This is a genomic window from Marinactinospora thermotolerans DSM 45154 (assembly GCF_900167435.1).
In the GTDB taxonomy this organism is placed as follows: Bacteria; Actinomycetota; Actinomycetes; order Streptosporangiales; family Streptosporangiaceae; genus Marinactinospora; species Marinactinospora thermotolerans.
The window spans coordinates 599,908-615,302 of the sequence record NZ_FUWS01000001.1 but is presented as its reverse complement, the minus strand read 5'-3'; the positions used below and the strand labels follow the sequence as shown (position 1 = coordinate 615,302).

At 71.2% G+C, this 15,395-nt stretch carries 15 protein-coding genes; 10 read left to right on the top strand and 5 right to left on the bottom strand.

The genetic code is table 11. The features are described 5' to 3' along the window. The first annotated feature begins 42 nt into the window (after positions 1-42). Entirely contained in the window at positions 43-3,570 is a 3,528-nt protein-coding gene (dnaE, locus tag B5D66_RS02605; protein WP_078759918.1) for a DNA polymerase III subunit alpha, read from the top strand. Positions 3,571-3,866: 296 nt separating this feature from the next. Here dnaE and B5D66_RS02600 read toward each other — a convergent pair whose 3' ends face one another. Further along, positions 3,867-4,385 (bottom strand): DinB family protein, encoded by a 519-nt coding sequence (locus B5D66_RS02600; protein ID WP_078759917.1) that lies wholly within the window; start codon positions 4,383-4,385, stop codon positions 3,867-3,869. Positions 4,386-4,502: 117 nt separating this feature from the next. Here B5D66_RS02600 and B5D66_RS02595 point away from each other — a divergent pair, with 117 nt between their 5' ends. After that, entirely contained in the window at positions 4,503-5,120 is a 618-nt protein-coding gene (locus B5D66_RS02595) for a hypothetical protein (protein WP_078759916.1), read from the top strand. 7 nt (positions 5,121-5,127) lie between these two features. Here the strand turns inward: B5D66_RS02595 and ybaK are convergent, their stop codons facing one another. The 3 genes from ybaK to B5D66_RS02580 form a co-directional block, all read right to left on the bottom strand. Further along, positions 5,128-5,610 (bottom strand): Cys-tRNA(Pro) deacylase, encoded by a 483-nt coding sequence (gene ybaK / locus B5D66_RS02590; protein ID WP_078759915.1) that lies wholly within the window; start codon positions 5,608-5,610, stop codon positions 5,128-5,130. Between the two features lie 92 nt (positions 5,611-5,702). Continuing rightward, positions 5,703-6,380 (bottom strand): LON peptidase substrate-binding domain-containing protein, encoded by a 678-nt coding sequence (locus B5D66_RS02585; RefSeq protein WP_078759914.1) that lies wholly within the window; start codon positions 6,378-6,380, stop codon positions 5,703-5,705. A gap of 88 nt (positions 6,381-6,468) precedes the next feature. After that, complete coding sequence (locus tag B5D66_RS02580) at positions 6,469-7,035, bottom strand: ferritin (RefSeq protein WP_078759913.1); 567 nt, start codon at positions 7,033-7,035, stop codon at positions 6,469-6,471. 241 nt (positions 7,036-7,276) lie between these two features. On the opposite strand from B5D66_RS02580, the gene hisD reads away from it, so the two are divergent. The 7 genes from hisD to hisF are packed head-to-tail and all read left to right on the top strand — an operon-like array spanning position 7,277 to position 12,689. Further along, entirely contained in the window at positions 7,277-8,581 is a 1,305-nt protein-coding gene (hisD, locus tag B5D66_RS02575) for a histidinol dehydrogenase (protein WP_078759912.1), read from the top strand. Continuing rightward, entirely contained in the window at positions 8,578-9,663 is a 1,086-nt protein-coding gene (locus B5D66_RS02570) for a histidinol-phosphate transaminase (RefSeq protein WP_078759911.1), read from the top strand. The genes hisD and B5D66_RS02570 overlap by 4 nt, the downstream gene beginning before the upstream one ends. A 60-nt stretch (positions 9,664-9,723) precedes the next feature. Beyond that, the gene (hisB, locus tag B5D66_RS02565) at positions 9,724-10,317 is read left to right on the top strand and encodes an imidazoleglycerol-phosphate dehydratase HisB (RefSeq protein WP_078759910.1); all 594 of its coding nucleotides are present in this window, start codon (positions 9,724-9,726) and stop codon (positions 10,315-10,317) included. After that, entirely contained in the window at positions 10,317-10,478 is a 162-nt protein-coding gene (locus B5D66_RS25630; RefSeq protein ID WP_200813483.1) for a hypothetical protein, read from the top strand. The genes hisB and B5D66_RS25630 overlap by 1 nt, the downstream gene beginning before the upstream one ends. 30 nt (positions 10,479-10,508) lie before the next feature. After that, complete coding sequence (hisH, locus tag B5D66_RS02560; RefSeq protein ID WP_078759909.1) at positions 10,509-11,144, top strand: imidazole glycerol phosphate synthase subunit HisH; 636 nt, start codon at positions 10,509-10,511, stop codon at positions 11,142-11,144. A gap of 46 nt (positions 11,145-11,190) precedes the next feature. Then, positions 11,191-11,922: a bifunctional 1-(5-phosphoribosyl)-5-((5-phosphoribosylamino)methylideneamino)imidazole-4-carboxamide isomerase/phosphoribosylanthranilate isomerase PriA gene (gene priA, locus B5D66_RS02555; RefSeq protein ID WP_078759908.1), complete on the top strand. Its 732-nt coding sequence runs from the start codon at positions 11,191-11,193 to the stop codon at positions 11,920-11,922. Further along, positions 11,919-12,689 (top strand): imidazole glycerol phosphate synthase subunit HisF, encoded by a 771-nt coding sequence (hisF, locus tag B5D66_RS02550; RefSeq protein WP_078759907.1) that lies wholly within the window; start codon positions 11,919-11,921, stop codon positions 12,687-12,689. The genes priA and hisF overlap by 4 nt, the downstream gene beginning before the upstream one ends. Before the next feature lie 45 nt (positions 12,690-12,734). On the opposite strand, the gene B5D66_RS02545 is transcribed toward hisF, so the two are convergent. After that, positions 12,735-14,519, bottom strand: coding sequence for a glycosyltransferase family 4 protein (locus B5D66_RS02545; protein WP_078759906.1), 1,785 nt, complete (start codon positions 14,517-14,519; stop codon positions 12,735-12,737). 246 nt (positions 14,520-14,765) lie between these two features. On the opposite strand from B5D66_RS02545, the gene B5D66_RS02540 reads away from it, so the two are divergent. Beyond that, a complete protein-coding gene (locus tag B5D66_RS02540) occupies positions 14,766-15,323 on the top strand; it encodes a peptidoglycan-binding domain-containing protein (protein ID WP_159457204.1) in 558 nt (185 codons plus the stop codon). Positions 15,324-15,395 lie beyond the last annotated feature (72 nt).

Genomic DNA, 15,395 nt, shown 5'->3' with positions numbered 1-15,395 from the left:
AGGCACACCAGTCCACCGAGCCGCATGTGGGGAAACAGCACCATGGCCGACTCCTTCGTCCACCTGCACGTCCATACCGAGTACTCGATGCTCGACGGTGCGGCTCGGTTGAAGCAGCTGTTCGAAGTGGCCCAGCGGGAGAAGATGCCGGCCGTGGCCATGACCGACCACGGCAACGTCCATGGCGCCTACGACTTCTACAAGCAGGCCAAGAACGCGGGTGTCACCCCGATCATCGGGGTCGAGGCATACGTCGCACCCGAGTCGCGCTTCCACAAGGAGCGGGTGCGCTGGGGTGACCCCTCGCAGAAGGACGACGACGTCTCCGGTGGTGGTTTCTACAACCACAAGACCATCTGGGCGCAGAACAAAGAGGGCCTGCACAACCTGTTCAAGTTGAACTCGCGGGCCTCCAAGGAAGGCCACGTGCGCAAGTGGCCGCGTATGGACAAGGAGCTGATCGCGGAGCACTCCGCGGGGCTCATCGCGACCACCGGCTGCCCCTCGGGAGCGGTCCAGACCCGTCTGCGCCTGGGGCAGTTCGACGAGGCGTTGAAGGTCGCGGGGGAGTACCGCGAGATCTTCGGGCGCGAGAACTACTTCGTCGAGTTGATGGACCACGGTCTCGACATCGAGACCCGGGTCCGCTCGGGGCTGCTGGAGATCGCCAAGAAGCTGGGGCTGCGCACCGTCGTCACCAACGACTCCCACTACACCTACGAGAGCGAGCGCGACGCCCACGACGCGCTGCTGTGCATCCAGACCGGTTCCAAGCTCGCCGACACCGACCGGTTCCGCTTCTCCGGATCCGGTTACTTCCTCAAGAGCGCGGACGAGATGCGCGCGATCGACTCCTCCGACGCCTGGCAGGAGGGGTGCCGCAACACCCTGGTCATCGCGGAGATGATCGACACCTCCGGAATGTTCGACTACTACAACCTGATGCCCAAGTACCCCATCCCGGAGGGGGAGACGGAGGAGAGCTTCTTCCGCAAGGAGGTGCTGCGGGGCCTGGAGCGGCGCTTCCCCGACGGTGTGCCGGAGAAGTACATCAAGCAGGCCGAGTACGAGATCGACGTCATCATCCAGAAGCGTTACCCCTCCTACTTCCTCGTCGTCGCCGACTTCATCAACTGGGCGAAGGCCAACGGGATCGCGGTGGGACCGGGCCGTGGATCGGCCGCGGGGGCGCTGCTGGCCTACGCGCTGGGCATCACCGACCTCGACCCGCTGCCGCACAGCCTCATCTTCGAGCGGTTCCTCAACCCCGAGCGCGAGTCCCCGCCCGACATCGACGTCGACTTCGACGAGCGCCGGCGCGGTGACGTCATCCGTTACGTGACGGAGAAGTACGGCGAGGACAAGGTCGCCATGATCGCCACGTTCGGAACCATTAAGGCGAAGGCTGCCATCAAGGACGCATCGCGCGTCCTGGGCTTCCCCTTCGCGCTGGGCGACCGCATCTCCAAGGCGTTCCCCCCGGCCGTCATGGGCAAGGACATCCCCCTCAGCGGCATCTTCGACGAGAAGCACCCCCGCTACAGCGAGGCCGGTGAGCTGCGCAAGCTCTATGAGGAGGACGTCGACGTCAAGCAGGTCATGGACCTGGCCCAGGGTCTGGAGGGGCTGATCCGCCAGACAGGTGTCCACGCCGCCGGCGTCATCATGAGCTCCGAGTCCATCACCGAGCACATCCCGGTCATGACCCGTCCCGCCGACGGTGTGACCATCACGCAGTTCGACTACCCGACGTGCGAGACGCTCGGGCTGATGAAGATGGACTTCCTCGGCCTGCGCAACCTCACGATCATGGACGACTGCATCAAGAACATCGAGGCCAACCGGGGGGAGAAGATCGACCTGCTCTCCCTGGGGCTCGACGACAAGAAGACGTTCGAACTCCTCCAGCGGGGCGACACCCTCGGCGTCTTCCAGTTCGACGGCGGTCCGATGCGTTCGCTGTTGCGCCAGATGAAGCCCGACCACTTCGAGGACATCTCCGCGGTCGGCGCGCTGTACCGCCCCGGCCCGATGGGCGCGAACTCCCACATCAACTACGCGCTGCGCAAGAACGGCCTCCAGGAGATCACACCGATCCACCCGGAGCTCGCCGAACCCCTCAAGGACATCCTCGGCACGACCTACGGCCTGATCGTCTACCAGGAGCAGGTCATGCAGATCGCGCAGGCGGTCGCCGGCTACACCCTGGGCCAGGCCGACCTGCTCCGTCGCGCGATGGGCAAGAAGAAGAAGGAGGTCCTCGACAAGGAGTTCAAGCCGTTCAGCGAGGGCATGAAGGCCAACGGCTTCTCCGACGAGGCGATCAAGACCCTGTGGGACATCCTCGTCCCCTTCTCCGACTACGCCTTCAACAAGGCGCACAGCGCCGCCTACGGGCTGGTCTCGTACTGGACCGCCTACCTCAAGGCCAACTACCCGGCCGAGTACATGGCGGCCGTCCTCACCTCGGTGGGCGACGACAAGGACAAGAGCGCGCTCTACCTCAACGAGTGCCGCCGTATGGGCATCAAGGTGCTGCCGCCCGACGTCAACGAGTCCGACTCGACGTTCACCCCGCGCGGCACCGACGAGATCCGTTTCGGCCTCTCGGCGATCCGCAACGTCGGCGGCAACGTGGTCGACGCGATCGTCAAGGCGCGTACGGAGAAGGGGCGTTTCTCGGGATTCGCCGACTTCCTGGACAAGGTCCCGGCCCAGGTCTGCAACAAGCGGGTCGTGGAGTCGCTGATCAAGGCGGGCGCCTTCGACGAGTTCGGGCATCCGCGCAAGGGCCTGGTCCTGGTGCACGAACAGGCGATCGACGCGATCATCGGTCACAAGCGGGCCGAGGCGGCCGGGCAGGACTCGCTGTTCGGCGGCATCACCGAGCCGGAGTCGGGCATCCAGGTGGTGCCGGCCATCCCCGAAGGGGAGTGGGACAAGACCACGTTGCTCACCTTCGAGCGGGAGATGCTCGGGCTCTACGTCTCCGACCACCCGCTGCTGGGCCTGGAGGGGATGCTGGCCTCCAACACCGACTGCTCGGTCGCCGATCTCGCCGAACGCCCGGACGGGACCACCGTCACGGTCGGCGGTCTGCTGTCGGGCCTCACCCGCAAGGTCACCAAGCAGGGCAACTCCTGGGCGATGGCGCAGCTCGAGGACCTGGGCGGTGCCGTGGACTGCATGATCTTCCCCAACACCTACCAGCTGTGCTCGCAGGTGCTGGCCGAGGACGCGATCCTGTTCGTCAAGGGGCGGCTCGACCGTCGTGAGGACACCCCGAAGCTGATCGCGATGGAGGTCATCCAGCCCGACCTGTCCAAGGTCGGTAAGGACCAGCCGGTCGTGGTGTCCCTGCCGCTGAGCAGGGTCGTCCCCGAGGTGGTGGCGGAGTTCAAGGACATCCTCTCCCGCAACCAGGGGCAGACCCAGGTCCATCTCCAGGTCCACAACGGTCCCCGCACCACGGTGTTCGCGCTCGACGACAAGCTGCGCGTGGCGCCCTCGCCCGAACTCATGGGCGAGCTGAAGGCGCTGCTGGGATCGAACTGCCTGGGGGGCGTCTAGCGTCCCGCCGGTCCCGGGGCCTTCCCGGCGGCGGGAGGAGACGGCCGGCCGGCGTGCGGCTCCCGGCCCCGGTGATGTCGGCCGATGTCGTGGAAGCGCCCAGGGCGGGCACCAGGGGATCGGCCCGGCCCGTGGAGCCCGCCTCCCGTGAGACGGCCCGTCTCAGGGGAGGCGGGCCGTTTCGTCGGGCGCCTGGACACCGACCTGCTCCGGGGCGCCGCCGACGTGCCGCGGGGCCGGGAGCGGGCCGTCGTGGACGCCGCGCGGCCCCGTCCTCCTCGCCCGGCGGGGTGGGCTCAGACGCCGGTCGCCCCGTCGCCGGATTCGCGCAACAGGTCCAGGTGGCCGTTGTGGCGCGCGGTCTCCTCCAGCACGTGTGTCAGCACCCAGCGCAGTGTCACGGGGGGACGCCCGGGGGCGCCGCGCCGGCGCGCGGCGTTGCCCAGTTCCAGGCGGGCGGTGATCTCCCGGGAGCGCGCGCACTGGGCGTCGTAGTCGTCCAGCAGGGCGGCGACGGGCAGCGTGGCGCCCAGCCGCCATTCGGCGTCGGGGTCCTCGGCCGAGCACGGGGAGCGGTTGGGCAGTCCCAGCATGACGACCTCGAACCAGTGGTGCTCCATCCACCGCAGGTGTGAGAGGAGTCCGGCGATCGTCATCAGGGGGGAGGTGGGCCAGGGGGCGTGTGCCGCCAGCGTCGGGTCCAGCCCGGCGCACTTCCAGCGGACGGTGGTGCGATGCCAGTCCAGCCAGGCGGTGAGCATGGTCCGCTCGTCGGCGGCGGGAGGCGGGGACGTACGCGGGTCGATGTCCAACATGGGGCCATTGTCGTGATTGGCGCGTCGGGCGTCACACGTTTTTCCGATCCGGAACAGCGGATAGATTCGGTGCGCGGACCGCCCGGCCGGAGGCGGCGAGGGAGAGGTGGGCGATCGGTGAAGCGGCAACGGCTCGTCGTCGGCGGCGCGGCGCTCGGGCTGCTGACGGTGCTGGGCCTGCTCCTGGGACTGCTGTGGTGGGCGATCGCGCCGCGGCCCCGGGTGACGGTCGTCGAGGGCGGTGCCACCGCGCCCTTCCCCCTGTCGGAGACCGCGTTCGCCGCCGAGGGGCACTACGCGCTGATGATGATGGTGGCCGGCCTGCTGTGCGGGTACGGGGGCTACCTCCTCCAGCATCACCTGTCGGTGCGTCGGCGCGTCGACATGCGCTCGGCGATGCTGCTGGGACTCGCGGTGGGCGCGCTGACCGGTTCGCTCGCGGCGTGGGGCGTCGGGACGCTCCTGGACGCCGGCGCGGCCCAGCGCGCGATCGAGGCCGCCCGGCCGGGAGACGTCGTCAGCGAGGGACTGCACCTGCGGGCACACAGCGCCCTGCTCCTGTGGCCCTTCGTCACCGTCCTCCAGTACGCCCTGTTCGACGCGGTCAGCCTCTGGCGAGGGGACGTTCCCCGTTTCGACCCGCCCGGGGAGGACGGTCAGGACGCGGCGCCGGACCAGGACGGCCGGACGGCGGCGGTGGCCGGGGAGGGGACGCGGGAGACAGGCCCCGCCTGAACCGTCCTCAGCCCCGGGCGCCGATCGGGGCGGTCACCGCGCCGGTGAGCCGCACCAGCTCCTCGGGTGCCAGTTCCATCTGCAGACCCCGGCGTCCGGCCGAGACGAAGATGGTCGGATGGCTCGTCGCGGAGGAGTCGATGACGGTGCGCAGCCGTTTGCGCTGCCCCAACGGGCTGATCCCGCCCACCACGTACCCCGTCGCGCGTTCGGCGGCGCGCGGGTCGGCCATGGTGGCGCGCTTTCCGCCCACCGCGGCCGCGAGCGCTTTGAGGTCCAGTGACGTCGCGACCGGGACGACGCCGACGGTGAGGGTCCCCTCCACGTCGGCGACCAGGGTCTTGAACACCCGCTCGTGGGCGACCCCGAGCGCGTCGGCGGCCTCCTCGCCGTAGGAGCCGCCGTTGCCCGTAGCGGTGTAGGGGTGCAGGGTGAAGGCCGCCTTCGCGCGCTGCGCCGCGACCGTCGCCGGAGTTCCCTTGCCGCTCACCGTCGCCCCATCCCCTCGGTCCCGTCGCCTCGGCCGGCAGGTCCGGCCGGTCCCAACCCTAGCGCCGCGAGGGCCGCGGCCGCGCGGTCCGGTCAGTTCAGGTTGATCTCCTGGCGCAGGAACTGCCCGGCCGGCAGGGTGGGCAGCGAGGCCAGCACCCGGTTCTCGCGGCGCAGGAGCGCCGCGGCGCGTTCCAGGCGGGCCGCGGCGTGGTCGGCCTCCAGCAGCCCCTGCTTCTCGTCGGGGTCCACGATGATCGCCGCGGACACCGCGTAGGACACCGGCAGCGGGGCGGTCGGGAAGTCCGCCGGGGGATCGGCCGGAATCCCGATCCCGGTCAACCGCTCGCAGTAGCGGCCGAACAGCCGGGCCACCACGTCGACCTGTTCCCCCGCGCCGGGGCCGTCCTCGTCGGGCAGGGGGGTGGTGGAGGCCCGCAGGTAGGGGAAGGAGTCGTCGGGAGGGAGCAGCTCGTCGATCCGGAACCGCCGGCCGCCCTCGACGACGAGGTCGTAACGCCCGTCTCCGCGCAGCCGGGACGTGCGGATCTCGGCGGTGCAGCCGACCTCGAAGAGCCGCTGGGCCGACCTCTCGCCGACCTCGTGCCCGAGTTCGATGCCGACCACTCCGAAGTGCCGGGGTGTATCGGAGGGAGCGTCGAGCAGGTCGCTCACCAGACGCCGGTAACGCTGTTCGAAGATGTGCAGCGGCAGGGGCAGGCCGGGGAACAGGACCGACCCGAGCGGGAAGAGCGGCAGCCGGTGGAGCACGGGACAAGTATGCCCAAAAAGGGAGGCCCCTTCCGGGAAGCCTCGCGGAAGGGGCCCTGCGTCCGGCCGGTGTGGCGGTGGACGCCGGTCACAGGGTCAGGGAGGGGCCCGCGGTCCCGGGAGCGGTGGCGTCGCCGCCGGTCTCGTCCGGCATGTCGCGCGCCACGAACGTCTCGACGTCGAAGAGGTTGCCGTTGCTGCGGTCGATCACGGCGAGCAGCGTCGACATCTTGGCGACCTCCTCGGTCTGCTCCTTGAGGAACCAGTGCAGGAACTGCTCACCGGTGTAGTCGTTCTCGTCGCGGGCGGCCTTGGTCAGAAGGTGGAACTGCTCGGTGACCTCACGCTCCTGGCGCAGCGCGAGCGCGACGAGGTCACGGGCGGTGTCGAATTCGTTGCGCACTTCGCCGGTCGCCGGAATGGTCACGGGAACGTCGTTGTCGATGAGGAAACGCACGATCATCATCGCGTGGTCGCGTTCCTCCAGGGACTGCCGGTAGAAGACCCTGGCCAACTGGGGGAGGTCGCGTTCGTCGAACCAGGTCGCCAGGGCGATGTACTGCTGGGAGGCGGTGAACTCGTGGCGCAGCTGGTCGAGCAGCAGGCGGTGGAACTTGGAAAGTCCGCGTTCGGAGCCGATCGTCGTGGAAGTCATATTCCGATAATAGTTTGAAATTGCGCTGAAAGCGACGAGGGGAAAGGTGATTTCCTTCGCTTAGGGAAGGCTTTTCAAAATGGAATGAGGTTAGGTTTTCCAAACTTAGGATGTGCTTATTTTCATTCCCGGTCCGATCGTCTCCGGCCGGCCGGGACGGTCGGCGGCGCGGCGGACGGGGACGTGGTGCGATTCGTCACCGCAGGTAGGGGCGGGGCTCCCGGCCACTAGACTGAGGGGCGTGATCTCCCGAATCGATCTCCGAGGAACCCCAGGTGACCCGCGCGGCCTGCTGCCCCGCGCCGAACTCGACGTCGAGGCCGCGACCGAGAAGGTCCGCCCGATCTGCGAGGACGTGCGCCATCGAGGCGTCGAGGCGCTCATCGAGCTCACCGAGCGGTTCGACGGCGTGCGGCTCTCCGACATCCGGGTCCCGCGCGAGGTGATCGATTCGGCCCCCGACCGTCTCGAACCGGCCGTGCGCGCCGCGTTGGAGGAGTCGATCCGGCGTGCCCGCCTGGTCCACCGCGACCAGCGCCGCGCCGACATCACCACCGAGGTGGTGCCCGGCGGCACCGTCACCGAACGGTGGATCCCCGTGGACAGGGTCGGCCTGTACGTCCCGGGCGGCCGTGCCGTCTACCCCTCCAGCGTCATCATGAACGTCGTGCCCGCCCAGGAGGCCGGCGTGCCCTCGCTGGCCGTGGCCTCCCCGCCCCAGGCCGAGTTCGGCGGCCTGCCCCACCCCGCGATCCTGGCGGCCTGCGCGCTGCTGGGCGTCGACGAGGTCTACGCGGTCGGCGGCGCCCAGGCCGTGGCGATGTTCGCCTACGGCGCCGGCGAGTGCGCGCCCGCTGCCATGGTCACCGGCCCCGGCAACATCTGGGTCGCCGCCGCCAAACGCCTGCTCAAGGGGGTCATCGGCATCGACTCCGAGGCCGGCCCCACCGAGATCATGGTGCTCGCCGACGACAGCGCCGACCCCGACTATGTCGCCGCCGACCTCATCAGCCAGGCCGAGCACGACGTCATCGCGGGGTCGGTGCTCGTCACCCCGTCCGAGCGCCTGGCCGGCGAGGTCGAGGAACGACTGCGGGCCCGCGTCGACGCGGCCAAGCACCGTGAGCGCATCACCGAGGCGCTCGGCGGCCGTCAATCCGGCATCGTCCTCGTGGACGACCTCGACCAGGGGCTGGCCGTCGCCAACGCCTACGCCGCCGAACACCTGCAGATCATGACGGAGGACCCCCGTGCCGTCGCCGCGCGGGTGCGCAACGCCGGCGCCATCTTCATCGGCGACCACTCCCCGGTCTCCCTCGGCGACTACTGCGCGGGCTCCAACCACGTCCTGCCCACAGGGGGGTGCGCCTGCCACTCCTCGGGGCTGAGCGTGCAGACCTTCCTGCGCGGCGTCCACGTCGTCGAGTACGACCGCGCCGCGCTCGCCGACGTCGCCCACCACGTGGTGGCGCTGGCCGAGGCCGAGGACCTGCCGGCCCACGGCCAGGCGGTCACCGCCCGGTTCGAGGGGGAGGAGCGCGCGTGAGCGAGTTCGGCCTGGAGGACCTGCCCATCCGCGACGACCTGCGCGGCCGCACCCCCTACGGCGCGCCGCAGCTGGACGTCCCGGTGGCCCTCAACACCAACGAGAACCCCTACCCGCCGTCGCCGCGACTGGCCGAGGCCCTGGCCCGCGCCGTCGCCGATGTCGCCGTCGGGCTCAACCGCTACCCCGACCGCGACGCGGTCCGGCTGCGGAGCGCGCTCGCCGACTACCTCGGCCACGGCCTGGACGTCCGCGGGGTGTGGGCGGCCAACGGCTCCAACGAGATCCTCCAGCAGGTGCTGCAGGTCTTCGGGGGGCAGGGCCGCACCGCCATGGGGTTCGAGCCGTCCTACTCGATGCACCCCGTCATCACGGGTGTCACCGGGACCCGTTGGGTGGCCGAGCGGCGCGGTGACGACTTCTCGATCGACCCGGCCGAGGCCCGCGCGGCGGTCCTGCGTCACCGGCCCGACGTGGTCTTCCTGACCTCGCCCAACAACCCCACCGGGACGGCGCTGCCACTGGAGACGATCGAGGCCGTGGCCGAGGTGGCCCCGGGCGTCGTCGTGGTCGACGAGGCCTACGCGGAGTTCCGCCGCGAGGGCACGCCCAGCGCGTTGTCGCTGCTGCCCCGCCACCCGCGGCTCATCGTCTCGCGCACCATGTCCAAGGCGTTCGCGATGGCCGGGGCGCGGCTGGGCTACCTCGCCGCGCATCCGGCGGTCGTCGACGCGATCCAGCTCGTCCGGCTGCCCTATCACCTCTCGGCGGTCACCCAGGCGGTCGCCGTCACCGCCCTGGACTTCGCCGACGAGCTCCTGGGAACCGTCAAGCAGCTGCGCGAGGAGCGCGACGCCCTCGTCGCGTGGCTGCGCGAACGGGGGTTCAGCGTCGCCGACTCCGACGCCAACTTCGTCCTGTTCGGGGTCTTCCCCGACCGCGGCGAGGTCTGGCGGCGAATGCTCGACCAGGGAGTCCTCATCCGCGAGGTGGGTCCCTCGGGCTGGCTGCGGGTCTCCGTCGGCACGCCCGAGGAGAACGCGGCGTTTCGCGCCGCGCTGTCGAATGTGACCGGTCACTAGACCGTCCGCTTCGCCCCAACACCGTCACACAACACCGTCCAGCAGAGAGCCGCGATCCCCATGAGCCGCATCGGCCGCGTCGAACGCACCACCAAGGAGACCAAGGTCCTCGTCGAGATCGACCTCGACGGGACCGGCGTCGCCGACATCTCCACCGGCGTCGGCTTCTACGACCACATGCTCGACCAGCTCGCCAAGCACGGCCTGTTCGACCTCACCGTGCGCACCGAGGGCGACCTGCACATCGACTCCCACCACACGATGGAGGACACCGCGCTCGCGCTGGGCGCGGCCTTCCGCGAGGCGTTGGGGGACAAGGCGGGCATCCGCCGCTTCGCCGACGCCAAGGTCCCGCTGGACGAGGCGCTCGCCGAGGTCACCGTGGACCTCTCGGGCCGGCCCTACCTCGTCCACTCCGAGCCGCAGAACATGGCCCCGGTCATCGGCCGCGACTACGACACCACGATGACCCGGCACATCTTCGAGTCCTTCGTCGCCCAGGCGCGTGTGGCGCTGCACATCCACGTGCCCTACGGGCGCAACGCCCACCACATCGTCGAGTGCCAGTTCAAGGCGTTCGCGCGGGCGCTGCGGTTCGCCTCCGAGCGCGACCCGAGGGTCACCGGCGTTCCCTCCACCAAGGGCGCCCTGTGATGGACAGCCTCGCGCCGGTCCTGCTGCTGGCCCTCGGCGGGCTCCTGGCCGGAGGGACCATCGCCACCTGGCGGAACAGCAGAGTGCTCGCGGTCGCCCTCGCCGTCTGCGCGCTGCTGGCGGTCGTCGCGGGCGTCCTGCGGCTCGACTACTTCAACTGACCCACGACCCATGGAAAGGCGCGGTCACACGTGCAGCCACGTGTCGTCATCTTCGACTACGGATCGGGCAACCTCCGTTCGGCGCAGCGTGCGGTGGAACGCACCGGCGCCGACGTCACCGTCACCAGCGACCCGCATGCCGCGCTCGACGCCGACGGCCTGCTCGTGCCCGGCGTCGGCGCCTTCGAGGCGTGCATGACCGGGTTGCGCGCCGCGGGCGGCGACCGGATCATCGGCCGGCGGCTGGCCGGCGGCCGCCCGGTTCTGGGGGTCTGCGTGGGCATGCAGGTCCTGTTCGAGCGTGGCATCGAGCACGGCGTCACCACCGAGGGCTGCGCGGAGTGGCCCGGCACGGTCGAGCGCCTGGAGGCGCCGGTCGTCCCCCACATGGGGTGGAACACCGTCGAAGCCCCCGAGGGATCCCGGATGTTCGCCGGTATCGACCCCGACGAGAGGTTCTACTTCGTCCACTCCTACGGGGTGCGCCGCTGGGAGCTCGACGCCTCTGGCGCGCCCGTCGCGTCGCCGTTGGTCACCTGGTCCCGGCATGGCGAACCCTTCGTCGCGGCGGTCGAGAACGGACCGCTGTGGGCCACCCAGTTCCACCCGGAGAAGTCCGGCGACGCCGGCGCGAAGCTGCTGGCCAACTGGGTCGCCACCCTGTGAACGGCCCGAACACCGACCGTCCGTCCCATCCGACCGAGGTTTGCCAATGACATCCACGCTCGAACTGCTGCCCGCCGTCGACGTCTCCGGCGGCCAGGCCGTCCAGCTCGTCCAGGGCAAGGCCGACTCCGGGGGCCGCTACGGCGATCCGGTCCAGGCCGCGCTGGGCTGGCAGAAGGCCGGCGCCGAATGGATCCACCTCGTCGACCTCGACGCGGCGTTCGGCCGCGGCCACAACCGCGAGCTGCTCGCCCGCATCGTCGGCGAGCTCGACGTCAAGGTCGAGCTGTCCGGCGGCATCCGCGACGACGAGTCGCTGGCCGCGGCCCTGGCCACCGGCTGCACCCGGGTCAACATCGGGACCGCCGCGCTGGAGGACCCCGACTGGTGCGCCCGTATCATCGGCGAGTACGGCGACCGCATCGCCATCGGCCTGGACGTGCGCGGCACGACGCTGGCCGCCCGGGGATGGACTCGGGACGGCGGGGACCTGTATGAGACCCTGGAGCGCCTTGAGGCGCAGGGGTGCGCCCGTTACGTCGTCACCGACGTCAACAAGGACGGCACGCTCAAGGGCCCCAACCTCGACCTGCTGCGCGACGTGTGCCGCCACACCGACAGGCCGGTGGTGGCCAGCGGCGGCGTCTCCAGCCTGGACGACCTGCGCGCGATCGCGACGCTGGTGCCCGAGGGCGTCGAAGGGGCGATCATGGGCACCGCCCTGTACGAGGGCGCCTTCACCCTGGAGGAGGCCCTGAAGGCGGTGAGCCCCCGATGACCCTGGCGGTACGGGTCATCCCGTGCCTGGACGTCGACGCCGGCCGCGTCGTCAAGGGCGTCAACTTCCAGAACCTGCGCGACGCCGGCGATCCGGTGGAACTGGCCGGGCGCTACGACGGCGCGGGCGCCGACGAACTGACCTTCCTCGACGTCACGGCCTCCAGCAGCGACCGGGAGACCACCTATGACGTGGTGCGCCGCACCGCCTCCCAGGTGTTCATTCCGCTGACCGTCGGCGGGGGCGTGCGCACCCCCGACGACGTCGACCGGTTGCTGCGCGCCGGTGCCGACAAGGTCGGTGTCAACACCGCGGCGATCGCCCGTCCGGAGCTGATCCGCGAGATCGCCCTGCGGTTCGGCAACCAGGTGCTGGTCCTCAGCGCGGACGTGCGGCGGGTCGGCCCGGAGACCTCGACCCCCAGCGGGTTCGAGGTGACCACGCACGGGGGGCGGCGCGGCACCGGCATCGACGCGGTGGAGTGGACCCGGCAGGCCGCCGAGCTGGGAGCGGGCGAGATCCTGCTCAACTCGATGGACGCCGACGGAACCCGCGAGGGCTTCGACCTGGAGCTGATCCGGGCGGTGCGCGAGGTCGTCGACATCCCGTTGATCGCCAGCGGCGGCGCCGGCAAGGTCGAGCACTTCCCGCCGGCGATCGACGCGGGGGCCGACGCGGTCCTGGCGGCCTCGGTGTTCCACTTCGGCGACTTCACGATCGGCGATGTCAAGGCAGAGCTGCGCGCCCACGGCCACCCCGTCCGCTGACCCCGGCCGCCGTTGCGCGCCGGTGCGCGGGACGGCGGTGTCGGCTCACCGGGCGCCCAGACGCTCGTACAGCTCGCGGTAGGTCCGGGCGACGCGCGGCCACGTGCGTCGCCCGGTCACCTCGGCGCGTCCCGCCGAGACCAGGCGGGCGCGTAGCCCCGGGTCCCCGCGCAGCCGCAGCAGCGCCTCGGCCAGCCCGCCCGCGTCGCCCGGGGGAACCAGCACGGCGGCCCGCCCCTCGGCCAGGACCTCCCGCAGCGCGGGAATGTCGCTGGCGACGACGGGCGTGCCCAGGGCCATCGCCTCGACCGGTTTCAACGGCGTGACCAGCCGGCAGACCCGCTGGTCCGCGCGTGGGGCGACGAACACGTCCAACGCGGCCTGGGCGCGCAGCGCCTCGTCGGGGGGGACCCGGCCGGGAAGCAGGCAGGCGCTCCCCAGCCCCAGCCGGTCGGCCTGTTCGCGCAGGCCGGCCCGGGCCTCGCCGTCGCCGACGAGCAGGACGCGCACGGCCACACCGGCGTCACGGAGCCGGGCCGCGGCCGAGATGAGCGTGTCGAAGCCCTCGTAGGCGACGAGGCTCGACACCGAGCCGACGACGAACTCCTCCTCGCCGATCCCGTGCGCCCGCCGGAAGGCCGCGCCGTCCGGCCTGGCCTCCAGCAGGGCCGGGTCCACCGCGTTGGGGGCCAAGACGACCTTGTCCGGGTCGATCCCGCGGGCCACGATCTCCTCCCGCATCGTGGCGGCCAGGGTCACGACCGCGTCCGCGGCCCGCATCACGGCGGTCTCACGTTCCACGATCAGCCGGTGCCGTTCGCTGCCCTCGGCCCGCGGTCCGGCCTTGGCCAGCCAGGTCTCCTCCAGAAAACCGCGCACCTCGTAGACCACGGGGATGCCGAGCCTGGCCCCGACGGCCAGCGCGACCGAGCCGTTGCGGTGGTCGGTGGCCGCGTGCAGCACCGATGGGCGCAGCCGGAGGGCCAGTTCGGTGGCGGCGGCCACGCCCGCCTCAACCCGGGGCCCGAGTCCTTCGGGGAGCCGCCCGCCGGGGCGGAGCCGGTGGTAGGTGATGCCGTCGACCTGCTGCTCGGATTCGCCTCCCTCGGGGGGCCAGCCCACGAAGGTCGCCACGTGGGGGTCCAGCCCGGCGGCCTGTTGCGCGCAGACGATGCGATGGGTGCGGACGGTGTATCCGGCCTGGGTGTGCGGTAGCGCGTTGGAGACCAGGTGCAGCACCCGTCCCGGTAGGGGCTCCGGCGCGTCCGGGGCGCGTTCGGGCAGGGCGGGCAGGGGGCCCAGCCCGGCGCGTTCTCCCGCGTAACGGCGGGCCAGCAGGCCGGCCACGGGATGGGCGTCGGCGTGCGGGGCGACGGTCTTGCCGGCCCCGTCGAGATCTCCCTGGTCGAACAGGACCCTGGCCCGGCGTACCGCGACGGAACCTTCGAGCTTCGCGGCGTGCCGCGGGGGCACGCGCAGGTGCTGGAGCGCGACCTCGGTCAGCCGCGGCTGTTCCAATGCGGTGATGGCCGTGACCAGGCGCCGGTTGAGCAGGCGGGCCAGAAGAGTCCGCCGATGAGCCCGCTGCGCCAGGTCGGGCAGGAGCTCCCGAGCGTCGTCGACCCTTCCGCCGCTGGCCAACAGGGCCAGGGCGGTGGTGGGCAGCAGGCGGGAGGACAAGGGAGAGCCCGCGAGGCCGGCCGCGGAGGCGCGCACGCCGGTGGGCAGCGCCCGGGAGAGCAGGACGCAGCGGCGCACCAGCGCGTCGTGGGCGGCGCCCAGCAGCGCGCGCGGACCGGTGGGGTCGGTGGGGGAGGGTCGTTCCGGCACGCTCCAGTGTGAGCGTGCCCGGCGGTGGAAGACCAGGGGGATGGGCGGATCCTTCCCGGTTGTTCCCCGAGGGGTCCCTGGACGTTCACCTGTGACGCGCGGGCGTGCGAAGCCCTCCGATTCGGTGACTCTATGTGATCATATGATCGCAAAGAGGGGAAGTCGGTGTTGAGGGGCGGGCCCGGACGGGGAGCGGAGCGCCCCGACGATATGACCGCACGGCGCTGCCTACAGGGAGAACAACAGATGACGCATTCCAGGACCACCACCGTTTTGGCCAGCGGCGCGATCGCGTTCGCGCTCGGTCTCACCGGCGCGCCCGCGGCGCTCGCCGAGGAGGCCCCCGCGCCTATGGGGAGCAGCGCCGAGCTCCGGGCGCTGCCCTGGCCGGAGTACAAGGAGGGCGACTCCGCTCCCCAGATCGCCGCGGCCTCCCACCTGCTGAGGTGGACCGGCCACTACAAGGAGAAGGCCGACGAGAAGTTCACCAAGGAGCTCACCGCGGCCGTCAAGGCCTTCCAGGCCGACCGCCACCTGCCCGAGGACGGTGTCCTCGGGCAGGAGACCTGGGGGCGGCTCAGCGGTGGCGCCTTCGGCGAGGTGAGCCTGGGGATGAGCGGCGAGCACGTCAAGGCGATCCAGTACCTGCTCGCCCACCTCCACGGCGCCGAGGTGTCGGTGACCGGCACCTACGACGAGGCGCTGCGCGACGCCGTCCGGGAGTTCCAGAAGAGCGCCGGGGTCGCCGCCGACGGCATCGTCGGCCCCATCACCTGGAGGGCGCTGGTCAGCGGCGGAGCGTGAGCCGCACCCCCGACCGGACCCTGCGGTCCCGTGGCCGGTCGCCCCTGACGGGGCGGCCGGCCACAGTGCGGA